This is a genomic window from Arsukibacterium indicum (assembly GCF_019100565.1).
Lineage (GTDB): Bacteria > Pseudomonadota > Gammaproteobacteria > Enterobacterales > Alteromonadaceae > Alishewanella > Alishewanella indicum.
Genome location: NZ_JAHRID010000001.1, coordinates 913,796 through 929,193 on the forward strand (window position 1 = coordinate 913,796; position 15,398 = coordinate 929,193).

Sequence of the window (15,398 nt, forward strand, 5' to 3'; positions counted from 1 at the left end):
TTCGAAAACGAAAAAGCCGGGATATTGTCCCGGCTTAGCAAAAGTTATACGCGTTGCTTTTTCTGGAATTTGTACGCCGCAGCGACAAACGCCTGAAACAGCGGGTGACCATCACGTGGGGTCGAATTAAATTCCGGGTGGAACTGACCGGCAACAAAAAACGGGTGAGACGGTATTTCAATCATCTCTACCAGCTGGTTATCAGCCGACAAGCCAGACACCACTAACCCCGCCTCTTCTAGTTTTGGCCGTAAGTTGTTATTCACTTCATAGCGATGACGATGCCGCTCCTGAATAACTGCTTTGCCATAAATCTCACGGGCTTTGGTATTTTCAATAAGGTTACAGTTCTGACTGCCCAGGCGCATGGTGCCGCCTAAGTCTGAGTCATCAGAGCGGGTTTCCACAGAACCGGCTGCATCCAGCCATTCCGTTATTAACCCGACAACCGGGTAAGGCGTTTCTTTATTAAATTCGGTAGAGTGCGCGCCGGTCATGCCCGCAACATTGCGGGCATAATCAATCAATGCCACCTGCATACCTAAACAAATACCCAGGTAAGGCACGCCCTGCTCACGGGCATGTTGCGCCGCCTGGATCTTGCCTTCTACACCACGTTCGCCAAAACCGCCTGGTACCAGAATACCATCTAAGCCCGCCAGAATTGCCACGCCTTTGCTTTCCACATCCTGCGAATCAATGTATTTAATATTAACACTTACCCGGTTTTTCAGGCCGGCATGGCCCAAAGCTTCGTTTACTGACTTATAGGCATCAGGTAATTCAACATATTTACCTACCATACCAATGGTAATCTCGCCCATCGGGTTCGATTCCTGATACAGCACCTGCTCCCACTCTACCAGGTTGGCTTCAGGGGCTTCGATATAAAAACGGCGGCAGACTAAATCATCCAGGCTTTGCGATTTTAACAACGCCGGTATCTGATAAATACTTGAGACGTCTTTTAAAGAAATAACGGCTTTTTCTTCGACGTTGGTAAACAAGGCAATTTTCGCCCGTTCGTTGGCCGGAATAGCGCGGTCTGAGCGACACACCAGAATATCAGGCTGAATACCAATAGAGCGTAGCTCTTTAACTGAATGCTGAGTGGGCTTGGTTTTAATTTCACCGGCCGTGCCCAGGTATGGCACCAGCGTCAAATGCATAAATAAGGTGCGCTCGCGGCCTACTTCAGTACCCAGCTGGCGAATGGCTTCCAAAAATGGCAGCGATTCAATATCACCAACGGTGCCGCCAATTTCAACGATTGCAATATCGTAACCTTCTGCGCCGCGCACCACCCGGTTTTTAATTTCATTGGTAATATGTGGAATAACCTGAATTGTGGCACCAAGGTAATCGCCACGGCGTTCTTTACGTAACACTTCGGCGTAAATACGGCCCTGGGTAAAGTTGTTCAGTCTGGTCATTTTGGTGCGGATAAACCGCTCGTAATGGCCAAGGTCCAGATCAGTTTCAGCGCCGTCTTCGGTAACAAACACTTCACCGTGCTGAATGGGGCTCATGGTGCCCGGGTCGACGTTAATATAGGGGTCAAGTTTGAGGATGGTAACCTTTAAGCCACGCGCTTCCAGAATTGCCGCCAGCGATGCTGCCGCAATGCCTTTACCTAAGGAGGAAACCACACCACCCGTCACAAAGATATATCTTGTAGTCATGAGACCCCTGAGACAATGTTAATCAATAGATAAATACCAACAGTGCAACAACACCAGGCTGCCAGCAGGTAAATGCCGGGCGACTACGGGTGTGCAAGAATTGGTATCAGGACGGGCGGAAAGTATAGCAAAGGCTTGCCAGCCACTCAATGCAAAGCTGCAGGCGAATGTAATTTATTCAGTCAGGGCTGGCGCCAGCGCTTTAACCTGGCGTAGCCAGCATTGCTATTTTACCTCATCAATTAATTGCCGGTGCACGCATACCGCGGTGCTTTTGGGACGGATCGGCTTGCCTCTGCCCTCAAGGTGCGCCCGGGTAAAAGCTGCCCCGAACAACAGAATCATCGACGAATAATTTACCCAAAGCAGCAGCAGGGCCAGTGAACCTGCGGCACCGTAGGCCGAGGCAGTGGCGGTATAAGCCAGATACATCGAGATTAACGACCGGCCAACCGTAAACAATAACGCGGTAATAAACGCGCCCAGTAACACGTCACGCCAGGATAACAACACGTCTGGTAATATTTTAAACATAGCGGCAAACAGCAGGGTGATAACAAGTAACGACAGCGCCAGTTCCATGCCTACCATCATCCAGCCTGGTATCGGCAGCCAGCCCTCGGCATAGGCCATTACGCTGCGCAGCGCCACCGACAACAGCAGTGACACCAGCATAATAAAGCCTATCGCCAGAATAATAGTCAATGACAACAGCCGGCTTTTAATAAAAATCCACAGGTTATTTTTTGAAGGCCGCGGCGCAACGTCCCAGATCTGATTTAATGACTGCTGCATCTGAGCAAACACTGTAGTTGCACCAACTATCGTGGCGATAATCCCGATTAATGCTGGCCAGATGCCGCTCTGGTCAATTTGCGAGTTAACTACCGCTGTTTGCACAACGCCTGCGGCCTGCGGGCCAAGTGTGCCCTCAAGCTGAGCAAACAGTTGCCCCTGCACAGCACTCTCACCGATAATCAACCCCACCAGCGCCACCACCACAACCAGAATCGGGGCAATTGAAAACACGGTAAAAAATGCCAGTGCTGCGGCATAAATGAAGGCCTGACTGCCAAGCCAGTTCTGAATAGCGGCCCCCAGAATGCTAAGCCAGTGACGCACCGGCGCCGGCAGTTTGTTGTAGATATTTTTGATAAAGCTCTTCACACAACTCTCCGATTAACGTCAACTCTGGCTTTTTCTTGGCGTTTGTACCTGATGTATGTATACCGAAGACAAGCACCGGTTGCTATTGCTGCAGCCCCGCTATAATTTCGTCATAGCTGAGATATAGATAAATACCTGACGCTATTATAAAAAATAGCATAGTAATCGCTTTACCAACGACAATGTAACCGATCATTGCCGAAGCCACGGCAAGCACCGCCAGTATGATAGCGGCCTGTACAAAAGGGTCCATGTTGTGCTCCTGTTCTTAAAAAGTATGCTAAGGCCTTCGTCAGGAAGCGCTCTGCTAAAGCATAGCAGAAGGCCAGCGAGCACCCGCTATCACCGATGACTAAGCCACAGCAAAAAGGATTTGGCAGCCGGTATACGGCTTAGTTAGAGCCCGCCCCAGATGCGAGCAACCTGTTGCGAGTTGAGCCACGCCGCCAGCGTTTTTACTGGCGATAAAATTTGTTTGTTATACGCCTTGCTCAAAATTCCACTCAATACCATAATTAGGTATCTTTTGGTATCCGGAGAGCTACACATGGCCAAGAACACAAGTATAACTATTGGGGAACACTTTGAGGGCTTTATTGCAAGCCAGATCAAAAATGGGCGTTACGGCTCAGCGAGTGAAGTCATTCGCTCAGCACTACGCTTACTCGAAAACCAAGAAACCAAACTTAACTCACTTCGTCAACTACTTGTCGAAGGCGAACAAAGCGGTGACGCAGAATATGACCTCGATAGCTTTATCAATGAACTTGATAGTGAAAACTCTCGATGAAGCCATTTAATCTCACCGTTGCTGCTAAAACCGATTTGCGAGATATCGCATTGTTCACCCAGCGTCGCTGGGGAAAAGAGCAACGAAATATCTATTTAAAACAATTTGATGATTCATTTTGGCTTTTAGCAGAAAACCCCGACATCGGTAAAACATGCGATGAAATCAGAATCGGATATCGTAAATTCCCTCAAGGTAGCCACGTCATCTTTTTTCAACAGATTGGCAGTCAACAAATTAAAATCATCCGTATTCTTCATAAGAGTATGGATGTTAATCCGATACTTGGCGCATAACGCTTTGCTTACCAGAAAATGACGAGCGCCAGCGAGTTATTTTTCCGGTGTAGTAACTTGTTAGCTGCCTTGTCCAAGGGTCGAATCTAATAGTGATAACGGCACGAGATTATCGTAATCGCATTATCATCAACTGCGTACACCAACCTGTTCGTATCATCTATACGTCGGGACCAAAAACCAGCTAGGTTTTCCTTTAACGGCTCTGGCTTACCAATGCCTTCAAATGGTGAGCGTTTAACATCGTTTATAAGCTTGTTTATTCGTTTGAGTGTTTTTTTGTCCTGAGTTTGCCAATACAGGTAATCGTTCCAGGATTCGTCAGTCCATGACAATAAACGACTACTCATCAATCAAGTCTCTGCAGCTTACCTTGCCTGCCTTGAATTGTTTAATTGAGCGATTCAAATGCTCAGCATTGGCAGGTGAGCGCAGTAAGTGCACCGTTTCCATCAGACTGTTGTAGTAGTCTAGCGACATAACAACAGCATCTTCCGAATCACGCCGGGTAATGATTGCTGTATCTGCGTCATTAACAACGGAATCTAAAACCGCTTTCAGGCTATTTCTTGCTTCTGTAAAAGACACAATTCTCATACAACCTCCACATGTACGTTTCACGGGACAAGTATAGCCTCAAACCTTAACATGTACAATATGATGAACATGTTGGTTGTGACAGCTAACGCCCGCCACAAACGCAAGCAACTTGTTGCGAGTCGAGCGCTGAAGGCGCGTTGTGCTGGCGTTTGATAATCATTGAGCCTTCTCCCCCAGCTTTGCCAGATTGGCTAAGCTGGGAGGCGACCAAACCAAAAAGGAGAAGACCCAATGAAATTTTATACTACACAACATCCGTACTATTGTGGAATTGATTTGCATGCCCGCTCTTTATACGTCTGTATTCTGGATGCGAATGGTGACACCATCTTACATCGCGAAATCAAAGCATTACCAGAACCTTTGCTCGATTTATTAGCACCTTACATCGGCAATATTGTTGTCGGCGTTGAATGCATGTATTGCTGGTACTGGGTCAGCGACTTTTGTGCTGAACACGGTATCGATTTTATTCTCGGTCACGCTTTAGATATGACAAATTCTTCAGGAAAGAATTTGGACAGCTTCAGCAGGCCCGAAGGGAAAAGTACAGGACGTACTTTTTAAAGCCATTCATGGCGGCAAGGCCAAGAATGAACGCATTGTTTGGCCCGTAACAGGAAAAGGGCACAGATCTATTTAGATAATTAAATAAATAAATCTGTCCCTTTTTGCATCTTTACCCGATGGCATCACTGGGAAATAGGCACAACACCTTCTACTGTGCACTTACCATCGACCATCTGTGCATTTTTCAGCGTTGCCTTTTTCCCCATTTTTTTTATCTCAGAGCGAATTGCAAAAAGTGTATCTCTATCCAATACCGGTTTAATTTCAGCTTTACCAGCGCACTCATGATTTGGCTTCTTGACGGGCATGCCGTCTTTACCCAGTAATCGAAAGTGGACAAAACCACGGTGTAAATTAAACACAGACACTGTCATATCTCCTATGGCATAATTGCCATTCGCTTGCCCATTAGACTCATCAGGCTGATCTTGCTTTTGCTCCTTCTGCGTACTTGTTAATTCTTCACCGCTTTTCAGTACCTTAAACTCTTTAAACGTGCAACCCACTGAACCAGCCACACCGTAGTGTCGCTGTACTCCCGATAGTTCGACCTTGGCACCAACATGTTTATTTTGAAAAGCAATGTACTCTTCAACAGTGTAACTTTCGTCCTTATAAAAACCTCTACAGGTTCGATAAGTGCTGTCGCCAAGATTGATTTGCAAAGGATACTTCGCATTAAAACCATGCACCCTTGCCATATTAGAAAGAGAAGATTCGTAAATTAAAGGTATGTCCGTAAGGTTATTATTAATGATGGTTCCACGTACTACCCCGATCTCTTCCGAGCGAGTGATAGTCGTGTTATTAGCCAGGGCCTGCAGGGAAAATAAAGCGAATAGCACTACTAAGATCGATTCTTTTTTTGATTTCATAGATATTATCCTTGTTGACTTTGGGTGATTCTTGGTTGCAAATCAAGTTGGATGACCCCTTGATTTCTAAACTGACTTCTTACACTTCATCATGACATGATCCAAAAACTCTCCATTTGATTCCCTGCTGATTGCCGTTGAGTCAACACCGCATTTGAAACACGAGTATATTGGCTCCGGTAGCTCGTACTGTTTTTGAAACTCCTGAAAAGATAAGTCAGCCTGAACCGGAGTATCTATACAGCGTACTGAAACTGTTCTAAAGCCAGCCTCAATTCTTTCTTCTACTTCCGATATGGTCTCTTCGGGAAGCTGCTCTGTTAAAGCAATTCGACATCCTGGTGCAGTGAATGCGACGCAACCAATTGTCACCATATCTTTATCTGAGACGAAAGTGAAAACTGGGAAAGTTTCACGGCAATACTGACACCTGGATATTGTAACCTCACCTTCTTAGAACATGGCAGCTCTAGTCAGTTAACGCCTTTGTTTAGCGGCGCCCATGTCGCGCAGCGAAATGGGCGTCCGGTGTAGGGCCTAAGGCCCGGAACGGACTACAACTACTGGTTATGTGACTGATTCACCAAATCTTATGAGTCAATGCCGATCAAAGAATCAATGCCGTCATCCAGGATCGTTGCTTTCGCCTCGTCTAGGGCTGCTGCGTCAGTATCGAATTCATCGTCCCACACCGTGGAATTGCCGAATTCATCTACCACTTCGAGAATCCAGCCACCAGTGTCACCACGGTAGATGTCTACTTTGACGGTTTTCCCGTCAGCCGCCAGTTCCTGGCACAAAGGGCTCATCTCGACTTCAAATTTATCTTCCATTCACGATCTCCAGGATGGAATTTTGTACACCTAACGCCCGCCTAAGCGGCGAGCAACTTGTTGCGAGTCCAGCGGCTGAAAGCCGCGGTGCTTTAGGCGTTTGTTAAGTTTTTTGACCGGCATTCCTAATACCATCAAAGACTTCTTCATTAATTGCAAACTCATCAAGCTCTTTCTGCTCTTTCTTATTTGGGAGTTTGTATTTGCCAAAAACGCTGGCCACATGTTCAATTTCTTCAACCTTACTAGCAATTTCTTTCAGGTGATAAGAGAGATCGTCAATTTTCTCAAGAATCTCGTCCTCTTTTTTCAATAACTCAGCTCTTTGATAATAATGATCATTATTGTAGTTATTATTAGTGCTTTGGCTATTTTCTAGCTGTTGTAATATTGAACCGAGCCTCCAGAATATTCCCAAGAGAACGAGAATTATCACTACCAGCAGAATGTATAAGTTGTCCACGATTTCTCCAAAAACTTAACGCCCAAATTTAGCGCGGAAAGCCGCGCAGCGGGTTGACGTCGCAGCCAGCGCTTTTTGCTGGCGATAAAATTTGTTTGTTAGCGCCGGTACTCAACGCTATCACCAGAAACCGAAATAACATTATCACTAACAAGCTGATTCAAATAGCCTTGTATTGCAAGTTCATTGCCTTTGATTCGCATGTGAGAGGCAATATGTTTACGTAGTGATGCGACTTTTTTAGGCCTTTTATCCTTGGGTTTTGATGTCAAACTTTGGAGCAGCTTGGCACTGATATTTTCCACCGTAGCAAGCTTGATATGCTTGCAGGTACGGCCATTAGCTTTTATGTGAGCAATGAGTGGAGTAAACCCGTTGTCATTTGAGATTATGTCGAAAGTTACGTCTTTACCAGCAGCGCTATCATACCGCCCAAGATAATAAGACAAATGAAAATCCAAGTTATTTGACTGCGTTGCCTTAAGCTGAACGATGACTATTTCCAGTGGTATATCATATTTTTTCTCACCGAAATCAATTTTGGGTTGTTTAGCACCAAGAAATACAATGATTTTCTGATAAGCCGAAAGGTCAATTTTTTCTAAATTACCGATGTTTTCGTAATCAATAAATGCCCACTTCACTGTGAACTCTCCTTTTTAGCGCTAACGCCCCGCGCATGCGCGCGAACTTGTGAGCGTCGCAGGGGCCGCAGGCCCCGAATGACGCGGCTTGTTATAAGTATTTGCCACTATTCACTAATTCCTGAAGCTTAATAGATGTTAAGTGACCATATTGGCTATACATAGACTTAGTATTTTGAGAAGCATTTGAGTGCCCAATAATACCGGCAACAGATTTATAATTACCTATTTTGGCCTTTACAGAGCCAACTGGTAAGCCGGAAAAATGAGCTATTTCCTTAGCTAAGGCACTCAGCTTATTTCTGGGAAACTTAGCTTCTTCAAGTTGCTTGTACGCTAATAAACATCGCAATTCATTCAAGTCGCTCCAACGTGAGCCGCTTCTGTATCCAGCCATTTACGCCGTCCTCAATGAATACTTATAACGCTGCCAGCAGGCGCGCTGCTGTTTGGCGTCGCTTGCCTGGCCTTGTTAGCAGCCCACGCTGAACTTGCTCAGCTCGCCGCACTGGCAAACCTGAACAACAGCAAGCTGCTTTATTAAAAACTATACCGACAAGCTGCGATACGGCGAGCCAACCGGAACCTGAAAACTGTTTTAGCGAAGCCAAGAAGAATAATGCGACAACTAATTCGGCAATATAATGGTCTGGACCGAACGGACAAGTGTATGCGACCAGACTCCATCCTTATTGCCATTGGTCAAATAGGCGACAATATAATGATCATCCAGATTGTTATCGAACAGGACACGCACCCTTACCTTGGTGCCACCATCATGACCAACTTCGCGCCAACGCCCCCATTCACCATAGTCCCAACCATTTGCAAAAAAACCAGTAGCACCATTTTCAAGTTTAAAGGGCTGCCATAGGCGAAGCAGTTCTGCTTTTGACACAATACGCCCATGCGCTACGGCGGACATAAATTTACCTAAATCATCCAGCGTCATGTACGCCCCTCCATGTGCGATGCTGTAATCTGGCCATGAGATAGACAGATCAGGCACAACCTGGCCTGTTTCCGCCCGATAGCTTTTAACAAGGCGTGTCTGAGGCACATCAGCAAGATTGAGCCACGTCTCTTGAAGGTTAAGCGGTTCAATGATTTTCTGGCGTAACAGCTCGCGGTAAGGCGTATGAGTTATGGCCTCGAGTACAGCAGCAATCACCAGATTGTTGGTATTGGTATAGCTTGTGCGCTCACCCGGCGAAAATACAAGCGGAACGTTGTGTAACTTTGCAAATACAGAATCCAAGCTGGCTGGGAACGGGCGCGAGAAATCATTGCTGTCAAAATACTCAGGAATGCCCGAAGCATGATTTAGAAACTGCTCGATACGAATACTACGCCAAGAAAGCGGAAGATTGTCGACATAAAGTGAAGCAGGCGCAGAAAAATCAAGTTTTCCCTCTTCCTGTAACTTCGAAGCGAGCGTGATAGTGAATAGTTTAGTGATGGAGTAGACCGGAAAGACCGTCTTCGGCGTTACCAGTGCACCATCTTCGATCGCTGTACTACCAATGGCATTGCGATACAAAATCTCGCCGTTGTGAAGTACAAGCACTGCCTGGCCGGGAATCCCGTGCTTTTGCGCATTCTCGAGCAATTGAGCATCAATTGCAGCGCGGTAATCGATAGTTGACGGCTGAGTACATGCAGTACAAAGAGACGACAAATAAAGTAAAACAATCACACTGAATTTAGTCATTTAACATCCATATCTAAAGAGAACATCGCTATTACACCGACCTCGCTTTTGCAAGCTAACGCTTAGCTCAACGGCGCGGCTTGGCGCGTCCGTTGTAGCGTCTTGTTCTGTGTTAATTCGTTTCGGAACAACATACTGCAACTTTCCTTGTTGTTTTGCGAGAAGATCGTTCTCTTGGGAACGACTCGCCGGGGACGTGACAGTTTGAACCTTACTTGAAGCTGGCTGGCTTTGTCCGACTGCATGCTAGCATCAGCGGCGACGCAAGCGCTTCAAGCGTTACATAAAAGTACAAACTCTTCAATCCGATTTCGTTATATACAATTAACCTTTAAATTACATTTCAATCTAACCGTGCTTCCGGCGAGACAGAACGCCCAAATTTAGCGCGGAAAGCCGCGCAGCGGGTTGACGTCGCAGCCAGCGCTGTTTGCTGGCGATAATATTTGTTTGTTAGGGCCGATAACCCCTTCACTCGTCCGAACCACTATAAATATCTAAATTTAAGACAATCTTACGCTTGCCAAGTGCCAACATAATTTCAGGTGACAAGCTCAAGCCATCATTCCAGTTGCCCATAAACAATCCGCAGAACATATCAACTTCGTAGTTTTGGTGAAGCTTTTCCCAAATAGCTAAGTCACTTGTTAGTTGGGATAAGATTTCCTCAATCTGGGCGTTGAGGTCTTCAGGCACTCTCTTTCCGGCATGCAGATGCCAACTACCTGTTTTAGCAATATGCACTTTTCCACTGCTTTTGCCGACCTCTTCATCACCTTTCTTTTTGCTTTTAGTTGCTTTAGCGCCAAGCAAATTTGATACATCTTCAGGTATTAAATCATCCCCGAAAATTCGTAGAGTTGCTTGTGAATGCTCAAGTACACCCATAACAGGCCCTAACGCTAAGCACACGGGCGACGACCGCGCAGCGGTTGGCGTCCCAGCGGCCACAGGCCGCGAGTGATGCGCCTTGTTAGCAGCTTGAATGACAACCCGCGCGGCACTGCCGCACTGGCGAAGCTGAACAAGTACACCAATTTGCAAATTTAAAAACTAACCAGCCAGCTGCGACACAGCGAGCCAACCGGAACCTGTAAAACTCTTGAGCGAAGCCAAGAAGAACAACGCTACCACCACCACCGTTTGCAACAAACCCACAAACGGGCGAGCTTTGACTATTTGCCAGTGCCGCTTGAAAAGCCAAACTCGAGCAATGCCGGAATAAAACTGCTGACTGAAACCGTTAAAACCCGAACACCTGCTAACGCTCAAAGCAGCGGCGCGGTACGCGTCAGATGCCTTTGCTTGTTAGCAGCCCACACCGGACTTGCGCGGCTTGCCGCACTGGCAAACCCGAACAACGGCAGACTGCTGTTATTAAAAACGAAACCAGCCAGCTGCGATACGGCGAGCCAACCGGAACCTGTAAAACTGTTAAGCGAAGCAAAAAAGAACAACGCTACCGCCACCACCGTTTGCAGCAAACCCACAAACTGGCGAACCTTAACCTTTTGGCGCTGCCGCTAAGAAAACCAAACGCGAGCAAGGCCGAATAAAACTACAATTTGAAACCCTTAAAACCTGCTAACGCCCGCCACAAACGCGAGCAACTTGTTGCGAGTCGAGCGCCCAACGGGCGCGTTTTTGATGGCGATTGTTATATTGCATTACTCGCAACCTGCTGCTTAGTATTAACCTGTAAAACTTGATTAATCTTGTACTGAATGTAAATTACATGCAGAAAGGAGCTTAAAAAAGGATTAAGCCAGAACTTACTTCCTTTCTCTACACCTGTTGCCAGATTTATTCTATTTCTGATTTTTATTAACCACGTAACATGAAATATCGATGAAACAACATGCATCAACTTTGAGAATATGAGCAATTCTGGACTGCCGTTTGCAGTAAAGTAAATGACAAGGCCAAAAAAAGAGATTAGATGTACTAGGATGGCGCTGGTTACGAACAATCGAGAAATAGGTTTCCCTACATTTCCGTTAACCTGATTTGTCAGCGTGAAAAGTCGATAAATGACGTAAAGTCCGAAGGTGAAAACACACAGTGCAATCGTCTTTACTAATGATTTCACTTCAAAAATATCATTCATTTGTCTCATTTCCATTCCTTTAAGTAATTTCCCTGACCTTAAATGAGGACAATAAAAAATTAATCAAGCGTTAATAAATTGCAAGACTTAAAATCTGAGCGGCGATATAACGCTCAAAGCAGCTGCGCGGTACGCGTCAGATGCCTTTGCTTGTTAGCAGCCTACACCGAACTTGCGCGGCTTGCCGCACTGGCAAACCTGAACAACGGCAGACTGCTTTTATTAAAAACTAACCAGCCAGCTGCAATACGGCGAGCAGGCTGGAACCTGTAAAACTGTTAAGCGAAGCAAAAAAGAACAACGCTACCGCCACAACCGTTTGCAGCAAACCCGCAAACTGGCGAACTTAACCGTTTGGCGCTGCCGCTAAGAATACGAAACGCGAGCAGAGCCGGAATAAAACTATTGACCAAAAGCGTTAAAACCCGAAAACCTGCTAACGCCCGTAACAGGCGAATTTATGGAGGCGGTTGTTTTTGTGCCAGGCTTTTTTGGCACAAAAACGAGCGCCGGAATAAATTTCGGCCTGGTTACGATTGTTATAGCAAACGAAGCCACGCACCTTAAACCAACACCGCACTTTTAATTACCAAAACCTGCCGAATGTGCCGAAGCCAACGGGAACCACCAATTTTATTAACTGCCAAACCAACTACCCAAGTGAAACACTGCTGCCGAGCACCACCGATGGTGTTCGTACTATACCAGAGCGTTTAACGAAACTGTGTTGAAAAGCTCCGTGAATTACGCACTGAACTATTAGAATATTTCTCCATAATCCGGCTTGTGAGATGATGCTGCCGGTTACTGCAATTTTTTTTTTAAGCAAAACCCAGGCTGCTATAACGCCCAAAGCAGCGGCCGACTGAAAGGAGGTCCAGACCCGTAGGGGCGATGCTGCCTTTGCTTGTTAGGCGCATTTGATAGATGCCTCTGTTTCGTTGGCATCCTTCAGTATTTTTATGCCGCCACGAATTACTACTATTGATATTATGGTGCCAACAATTAAGTCAGGGTACCGGCTACCGACGATGGCCACCAACACACCAGATATAATTACCCCTAAATTGGCGATGACATCGTTTGTTGAGAATATCCACGATGCCCGCATATGCACACCGCCATCTTTGTGTTTGGAGATTAGAATAAGGCATATAACATTTGCTAGGAGTGCAAATGCACCTACAACGACGATAAGTGTGCTCTGAGGCTCACTGCCGAATACCATGCGCCGTACAACTTCAAATAAAACGCCAAGCCCCAATATGATTTGTAGATAGCCACTGACTCTCGCTGCTTTCGCTTGCTGCAAAACTCCCTTTCCCACGGCATAAAGTGAAAGACCATAAACTGTTGCATCTGCCAGCATATCCAGTGAATCAGCTATAAGTCCGGTAGATTGCGCTACCCAGCCTAAAGTTAACTCTGCGACGAACATAAATGCATTTATAGAGAGCAAGATTATGAGCGTTTTCCTTTCAAGGCTATCCGCTTGCTCTGCCCCACATCCACAACTTGACATATTTTCTCCGATTTCGATTGGGCGCCTAACGCTTAGCTCAACGGCGCGGCTTGGCGCGTCCGTTGTAGCGTCTTGTTCTGTGTTAATTCGTTTCGGAACAACATACTGCAACTTTCCTTGTTGTTTTGCGAGAAGATCGTTCTCTTGGGAACGACTCGCCGGGGACGTGACAGTTTGAACCTTACTTGAAGCTGGCTGGCTTTGTCCGACTGCATGCTAGCATCAGCGGCGACGCAAGCGCTTCAAGCGTTACATAAAAGTACAAACTCTTCAATCCGATTTCGTTATATACAATTAACCTTTAAATTACATTTCAATCTAACCGTGCTTCCGGCGAGACAGAACGCCCAAATTTAGCGCGGAAAGCCGCGCAGCGGGTTGACGTCGCAGCCAGCGCTTTTTGCTGGCGATAATATTTGATTGTTATGTGCCTGATTTTAAAGCAGTACTATGCTCAATACTGCCAACAATAAAACAAACGCCAACGTACAACCAAACAGTGCTAGCAACTATTTGCCAAATATCGACACCGGTTGCTGTAGCAAATGCTGGAATACCAATTAATCCTCGCAAAGTACAAAGTAACGCGATGGTAATTAAAGCAGGTTTAACCAATGGAACCTTGCGTATTAAACCAACGGCTGAAAAAGCAAACACCGTACACGCCAGCATTAAACCTGCAACAATTATGGTGCCGACAGGTGCAAGCAAAGTACCTTGTTGAGCTGAGTCTATGATTTGCTTAGGCGCTCGTGCAAAAGCAAACCAGCTTGGCCCGCCCCAAATACAAAGTAAATGCCATATAGCTGCAGCCGATGCAATAACGCCACCACTAATTAATAGTTTTGATTTAACACTAAAACTCAATACGAGCTCCATTCTGCTTTAGCACATAACGCCCGCGTTCAGCCGCGGCCAAAGCTGGGTGGCTTTTGTGGTATAAGCGCAGCGACCACAAAAGGCGCACAGCTTTGGACGTCGCGCTGCAACACCTTGTTATGTTGTGGGGACACCATAGAATGCCTCTGATGCTTCCTCCTTAATATTATCAAATTCTTCCTTAGTTATTTTACCCGATTCGAGCTCTGATTTTGCTTTTGAAATTTTGGCACGATACTTCATTTCCAAAACTGCCAAAATGTACCCATACTTTTCCCTGGTTATTCGATCAGCACTTAGCTCTTTGAGTGCCAATGCTTCATTCCAGGTTTTTCCAGAAGGTGCCTCAGGTATTGAAAAATCCTTAGAAGATAAGTTCGAATCACCTAATAAGTAGCCTTGCTCTATTGCTCTTTGCGCACATTTAAAATTGTAAAAATCAACCATATGCGATGCTGCACGCCAGTCGATAAATGCATGACGACAAACTTTAATTAAATCTGGGTCGTTAGCGTGCGCCAATTTTACACTTTTCATCGAACAGGCTGATAGGCTGCTGATGATTAACACGTAAAATATACTCTTAATTAGTTTCATTTTTATGCGATCCAGTAAACAACATAACGCCCAAATTTAGCGCGGAAAGCCGCGCAGCGGGTTGACGTCGCAGCCAGCGCTTTTTGCTGGCGATAAAATTTGATTGTTATGTGTCTGCTGATTCATTAAATAATATTCTGTTTGAAAACGGGTCTGTCACGGTAAAACACCTTGCACCCCAAGGGGCATCTTCAATGCTTGGTTTGTTGTATTTGTAAGGCTTTGCAGTAACTTGTGCGAAAAGTTGATCAAGATTGCTTACATTAACGAAGACCTTGCTGCCCGGTGTGCAGTCACCAGAGTGTTCACTCAGATGTAAAACAAAATCGCCAAGCGAAACTTGCATGTAAATTGGGTAACCTTCCTCAAAGCGATGCTCCCAATCTAGTTCCATGCCAAGAAAGCCAAGGTAAAACTCTTTGGCTTTTTCTTCGTCGAAGATTCGCATGATTGGGATTGTCTGAAATTCCATGCCATCTACTCCATTACACATAACGCAGAGCACACGGGCGACGGGCCGCGCAGCGGGTTGGCGTCCCAGCGACCGCAGGGAGCGAGTGCTGCGTATTGTTAGGCATTTTTGCGACCTAAAACTGACCACTGCTGCCAAGAACCTAGAGCAAACAGGCCGCCAATAAACAAACATATACCGGAACTAATTA

19 protein-coding genes and 1 pseudogene are annotated in these 15,398 nt (G+C 45.9%); 3 read left to right on the plus strand and 17 right to left on the minus strand.

The window, feature by feature from the left end; all coding sequences use genetic code 11:
* Nucleotides 1-44 precede the first annotated feature (44 nt).
* The 3 genes from pyrG to KQY15_RS04475 all read right to left on the minus strand — a co-directional run bounded on the left by pyrG (nucleotide 45) and on the right by KQY15_RS04475 (nucleotide 3,102).
* Nucleotides 45-1,682, minus strand: a complete 1,638-nt coding sequence (gene pyrG / locus KQY15_RS04465; RefSeq protein ID WP_217667558.1) for a CTP synthase — start codon at nucleotides 1,680-1,682, stop codon at nucleotides 45-47.
* Nucleotides 1,683-1,907: 225 nt separating this feature from the next.
* On the minus strand, nucleotides 1,908-2,849 hold the full coding sequence (locus tag KQY15_RS04470; RefSeq protein ID WP_217667560.1) for a YihY/virulence factor BrkB family protein: 942 nt from the start codon (nucleotides 2,847-2,849) through the stop codon (nucleotides 1,908-1,910).
* Nucleotides 2,850-2,931: 82 nt separating this feature from the next.
* Nucleotides 2,932-3,102 (minus strand): hypothetical protein, encoded by a 171-nt coding sequence (locus tag KQY15_RS04475; protein ID WP_217667562.1) that lies wholly within the window; start codon nucleotides 3,100-3,102, stop codon nucleotides 2,932-2,934.
* A 294-nt stretch (nucleotides 3,103-3,396) separates the two neighbouring features.
* On the opposite strand from KQY15_RS04475, the gene KQY15_RS04480 reads away from it, so the two are divergent.
* Both KQY15_RS04480 and KQY15_RS04485 read left to right on the plus strand, forming a co-directional pair.
* A complete protein-coding gene (locus KQY15_RS04480) occupies nucleotides 3,397-3,639 on the plus strand; it encodes a type II toxin-antitoxin system ParD family antitoxin (protein WP_217667564.1) in 243 nt (80 codons plus the stop codon).
* The gene (locus KQY15_RS04485; RefSeq protein ID WP_217667566.1) at nucleotides 3,636-3,935 is read left to right on the plus strand and encodes a type II toxin-antitoxin system RelE/ParE family toxin; all 300 of its coding nucleotides are present in this window, start codon (nucleotides 3,636-3,638) and stop codon (nucleotides 3,933-3,935) included. The genes KQY15_RS04480 and KQY15_RS04485 overlap by 4 nt, the downstream gene beginning before the upstream one ends.
* A gap of 86 nt (nucleotides 3,936-4,021) precedes the next feature.
* Here KQY15_RS04485 and KQY15_RS04490 read toward each other — a convergent pair whose 3' ends face one another.
* The gene (locus KQY15_RS04490; protein ID WP_217667568.1) at nucleotides 4,022-4,285 is read right to left on the minus strand and encodes a Txe/YoeB family addiction module toxin; all 264 of its coding nucleotides are present in this window, start codon (nucleotides 4,283-4,285) and stop codon (nucleotides 4,022-4,024) included.
* Nucleotides 4,278-4,532: a type II toxin-antitoxin system Phd/YefM family antitoxin gene (locus KQY15_RS04495; RefSeq protein ID WP_217667570.1), complete on the minus strand. Its 255-nt coding sequence runs from the start codon at nucleotides 4,530-4,532 to the stop codon at nucleotides 4,278-4,280. The genes KQY15_RS04490 and KQY15_RS04495 overlap by 8 nt, the downstream gene beginning before the upstream one ends.
* Before the next feature lie 234 nt (nucleotides 4,533-4,766).
* On the opposite strand from KQY15_RS04495, the pseudogene KQY15_RS04500 reads away from it, so the two are divergent.
* Nucleotides 4,767-5,063 (plus strand): annotated as a pseudogene (locus KQY15_RS04500) (IS110 family transposase); the annotation flags it as partial.
* A 164-nt stretch (nucleotides 5,064-5,227) separates the two neighbouring features.
* On the opposite strand, the gene KQY15_RS04505 reads toward KQY15_RS04500, so the two are convergent.
* The 12 genes from KQY15_RS04505 to KQY15_RS04560 all read right to left on the minus strand — a co-directional run bounded on the left by KQY15_RS04505 (nucleotide 5,228) and on the right by KQY15_RS04560 (nucleotide 15,208).
* Nucleotides 5,228-5,980: a hypothetical protein gene (locus KQY15_RS04505; protein WP_217667574.1), complete on the minus strand. Its 753-nt coding sequence runs from the start codon at nucleotides 5,978-5,980 to the stop codon at nucleotides 5,228-5,230.
* A 590-nt stretch (nucleotides 5,981-6,570) separates the two neighbouring features.
* Nucleotides 6,571-6,813: a hypothetical protein gene (locus KQY15_RS04510; RefSeq protein ID WP_217667576.1), complete on the minus strand. Its 243-nt coding sequence runs from the start codon at nucleotides 6,811-6,813 to the stop codon at nucleotides 6,571-6,573.
* 103 nt (nucleotides 6,814-6,916) lie between these two features.
* Nucleotides 6,917-7,276 (minus strand): hypothetical protein, encoded by a 360-nt coding sequence (locus tag KQY15_RS04515; protein ID WP_217667578.1) that lies wholly within the window; start codon nucleotides 7,274-7,276, stop codon nucleotides 6,917-6,919.
* A gap of 98 nt (nucleotides 7,277-7,374) precedes the next feature.
* A complete protein-coding gene (locus KQY15_RS04520; RefSeq protein ID WP_217667580.1) occupies nucleotides 7,375-7,920 on the minus strand; it encodes a PIN domain-containing protein in 546 nt (181 codons plus the stop codon).
* Between the two features lie 91 nt (nucleotides 7,921-8,011).
* Entirely contained in the window at nucleotides 8,012-8,317 is a 306-nt protein-coding gene (locus KQY15_RS04525; RefSeq protein ID WP_217667582.1) for a hypothetical protein, read from the minus strand.
* A gap of 231 nt (nucleotides 8,318-8,548) precedes the next feature.
* Nucleotides 8,549-9,631 carry a serine hydrolase domain-containing protein gene (locus KQY15_RS04530; protein WP_217667584.1) on the minus strand — a complete coding sequence of 361 codons (1,083 nt, stop codon included), beginning with the start codon at nucleotides 9,629-9,631 and terminating at the stop codon, nucleotides 8,549-8,551.
* Nucleotides 9,632-10,102: 471 nt separating this feature from the next.
* Nucleotides 10,103-10,519 carry a DUF4279 domain-containing protein gene (locus KQY15_RS04535; RefSeq protein ID WP_217667586.1) on the minus strand — a complete coding sequence of 139 codons (417 nt, stop codon included), beginning with the start codon at nucleotides 10,517-10,519 and terminating at the stop codon, nucleotides 10,103-10,105.
* Between the two features lie 769 nt (nucleotides 10,520-11,288).
* Nucleotides 11,289-11,747, minus strand: coding sequence for a DUF4234 domain-containing protein (locus KQY15_RS04540; RefSeq protein WP_254795405.1), 459 nt, complete (start codon nucleotides 11,745-11,747; stop codon nucleotides 11,289-11,291).
* 901 nt (nucleotides 11,748-12,648) lie between these two features.
* Nucleotides 12,649-13,260 (minus strand): cation efflux transmembrane domain-containing protein, encoded by a 612-nt coding sequence (locus tag KQY15_RS04545; protein ID WP_217667588.1) that lies wholly within the window; start codon nucleotides 13,258-13,260, stop codon nucleotides 12,649-12,651.
* A 423-nt stretch (nucleotides 13,261-13,683) separates the two neighbouring features.
* Complete coding sequence (locus KQY15_RS04550) at nucleotides 13,684-14,127, minus strand: hypothetical protein (protein WP_221435300.1); 444 nt, start codon at nucleotides 14,125-14,127, stop codon at nucleotides 13,684-13,686.
* Nucleotides 14,128-14,256: 129 nt separating this feature from the next.
* A complete protein-coding gene (locus KQY15_RS04555; RefSeq protein ID WP_217667590.1) occupies nucleotides 14,257-14,736 on the minus strand; it encodes a hypothetical protein in 480 nt (159 codons plus the stop codon).
* Between the two features lie 106 nt (nucleotides 14,737-14,842).
* A complete protein-coding gene (locus KQY15_RS04560; protein ID WP_217667592.1) occupies nucleotides 14,843-15,208 on the minus strand; it encodes a glyoxalase superfamily protein in 366 nt (121 codons plus the stop codon).
* Nucleotides 15,209-15,398: the final 190 nt, after the last annotated feature.

What these genes read in the sequence shown, in the direction of transcription:
- pyrG (WP_217667558.1), bottom strand. Translation starts at nt 1,682, where the DNA reads ATGACTACAAGATATATCTTTGTGACGGGTGGTGTGGTTTCCTCCTTA.
- KQY15_RS04475 (WP_217667562.1), bottom strand. Translation starts at nt 3,102, where the DNA reads ATGGACCCTTTTGTACAGGCCGCTATCATACTGGCGGTGCTTGCCGTG.
- KQY15_RS04480 (WP_217667564.1), top strand. Translation starts at nt 3,397, where the DNA reads ATGGCCAAGAACACAAGTATAACTATTGGGGAACACTTTGAGGGCTTT.
- KQY15_RS04485 (WP_217667566.1), top strand. Translation starts at nt 3,636, where the DNA reads ATGAAGCCATTTAATCTCACCGTTGCTGCTAAAACCGATTTGCGAGAT.
- KQY15_RS04490 (WP_217667568.1), bottom strand. Translation starts at nt 4,285, where the DNA reads ATGAGTAGTCGTTTATTGTCATGGACTGACGAATCCTGGAACGATTAC.
- KQY15_RS04495 (WP_217667570.1), bottom strand. Translation starts at nt 4,532, where the DNA reads ATGAGAATTGTGTCTTTTACAGAAGCAAGAAATAGCCTGAAAGCGGTT.
- KQY15_RS04505 (WP_217667574.1), bottom strand. Translation starts at nt 5,980, where the DNA reads ATGAAATCAAAAAAAGAATCGATCTTAGTAGTGCTATTCGCTTTATTT.
- KQY15_RS04510 (WP_217667576.1), bottom strand. Translation starts at nt 6,813, where the DNA reads ATGGAAGATAAATTTGAAGTCGAGATGAGCCCTTTGTGCCAGGAACTG.
- KQY15_RS04525 (WP_217667582.1), bottom strand. Translation starts at nt 8,317, where the DNA reads ATGGCTGGATACAGAAGCGGCTCACGTTGGAGCGACTTGAATGAATTG.
- KQY15_RS04530 (WP_217667584.1), bottom strand. Translation starts at nt 9,631, where the DNA reads ATGACTAAATTCAGTGTGATTGTTTTACTTTATTTGTCGTCTCTTTGT.
- KQY15_RS04535 (WP_217667586.1), bottom strand. Translation starts at nt 10,519, where the DNA reads ATGGGTGTACTTGAGCATTCACAAGCAACTCTACGAATTTTCGGGGAT.
- KQY15_RS04540 (WP_254795405.1), bottom strand. Translation starts at nt 11,747, where the DNA reads ATGAGACAAATGAATGATATTTTTGAAGTGAAATCATTAGTAAAGACG.
- KQY15_RS04545 (WP_217667588.1), bottom strand. Translation starts at nt 13,260, where the DNA reads ATGTCAAGTTGTGGATGTGGGGCAGAGCAAGCGGATAGCCTTGAAAGG.
- KQY15_RS04555 (WP_217667590.1), bottom strand. Translation starts at nt 14,736, where the DNA reads ATGAAACTAATTAAGAGTATATTTTACGTGTTAATCATCAGCAGCCTA.
- KQY15_RS04560 (WP_217667592.1), bottom strand. Translation starts at nt 15,208, where the DNA reads ATGGAATTTCAGACAATCCCAATCATGCGAATCTTCGACGAAGAAAAA.